Here is a 1,567-nt window from a genome sequence, read left to right as displayed (position 1 = left end):
CTGGACAGTGAAAAGTTCTATGAGATCATTATCAAGGGGCTTTTAACGGTCCAATGCGTCTGTGTATGGCCATCTGCATGAATAACTCTTTGGCCTGAAGGAATTTTGTCAAAAGTAAGCTGGGTGGACTTTCAGCTAAAATAGAAGGGGCCGATTGTTGTAGAGTAAGCCGAACAATTTGCTCACTCGGATAACCACTGCTAGGTACGGTTCTGAACCAACCCGAAAAACCTTGCCAAATCGTCAAGGGCATGGATAAACTCAGAATTTGTAAAATCCCTAAAACTAAAGCATTTAGATTGACAAACCGTTCAAATGCTTCTATTTTATCTTGGATATTCACCAGGTCCTTATCAGAGTAGTCTTGGATATTCATATTTTTAGGTTCCCGGGAAGATGGAGCCATATTTTTCATCCAAAACCGATAGTTGAAGCCAGATAAAAGTTCGATTAATGTCCGAAAAGTCACTTCAATTTTAAAGCGCCAACTATAAGCCGTTATGATTTCTACTCCCGATAAATCCAGGTCTGTTGAAAGCAGAATGCTTTGTTTTCCTCCCGGCCACAATACCAAAACAAAACGCACTAAATTTTCGGGACAGTCCCAATGTAAATCTATTGTACGATAACTGACTTTCTGTTTCTTTCCATAAAGGGATAACGATTCAGTTGTTAAAGAATTGGGGTCATTAAATAACGTGCGTAATTCCAGCTTTGGTCCCCAAGTGCGAGGTCTGCCAGGACCTTTTTTCACAGGGGACGGTGGTAACGGATGCTTGGCAACTGTATTAATCTTGACCCGGGTAATTAAATGAATTGAGTCAGACCGAAACTGCTTAATTAATTTTTTTGAAGCAAAATAGGCATCTAAGATGGCGTAACTTCCAGCTTTCATGTAAGCCCTACATAAGTCGGACATTTTATCAACTAAAGTCGGTGAATTTATATCAAGTGTTTGAACTCCATCTTGAATTTCAAACGTAATCGGGACAGCGACTAAAGAATCCTTAGATTGTAATAAAAGACTAATAGCTCCAAAATAATGACCCCGAATCCATTCCGGTTTGGTTACATTACCTGATTCTTGGTGTAATTTTTTAACAAGGGGCATTTTTCGGCCTTCTTTCGCCACCTTAATGCCATCCCCAATATAAATAGGTTGACCTTTCAACCGTTTGACATGGTTATGAGAAATCAACCATTGATGCCATTGGAGCGATAATGTTTTGGCACTCCAACTTGTAGCGTGAAACCAATGGAGAGCATGGTCATAGTAGAATTCACCTAGGCCCACTGCATTCAGATAACTGGTGATGGCAGGGGATCGATTGCATAACAGAATGCCCCAGACCATAATCACGAACCATTCAAACGCCGCCTCACGGCTGAATGCGGGTCGTAGACTTTGGAGGATTTGTTCAATTCGATCTTTTGGGGCCATAATGGTAATACTGGTTAAGCGTAGAATACTTACCAGTATGACTTATGGACTGGTTTTATGCCGGTCCATTTTTTTGAGGTCATAGAGCGACACTCTCGGGGTCATAGAGAACTTTTCACTGTCCAG

At 41.0% G+C, this 1,567-nt stretch carries 1 protein-coding gene; it reads right to left on the bottom strand.

Going from position 1 to position 1,567, the window contains the following annotated elements:
* Positions 1-31: 31 nt before the first annotated feature.
* Complete coding sequence (locus LKK83_RS01000) at positions 32-1,441, bottom strand: transposase (RefSeq protein WP_324628864.1); 1,410 nt, start codon at positions 1,439-1,441, stop codon at positions 32-34.
* Positions 1,442-1,567 lie beyond the last annotated feature (126 nt).

Origin of the sequence: Phormidium sp. CCY1219, from assembly GCF_035615515.1 — a bacterium.
GTDB lineage: Bacteria > Cyanobacteriota > Cyanobacteriia > Cyanobacteriales > Laspinemataceae > CCY1219.
Note: the sequence above shows the minus strand (reverse complement) of the source record. Positions and strands in the feature narration are given on the sequence as shown.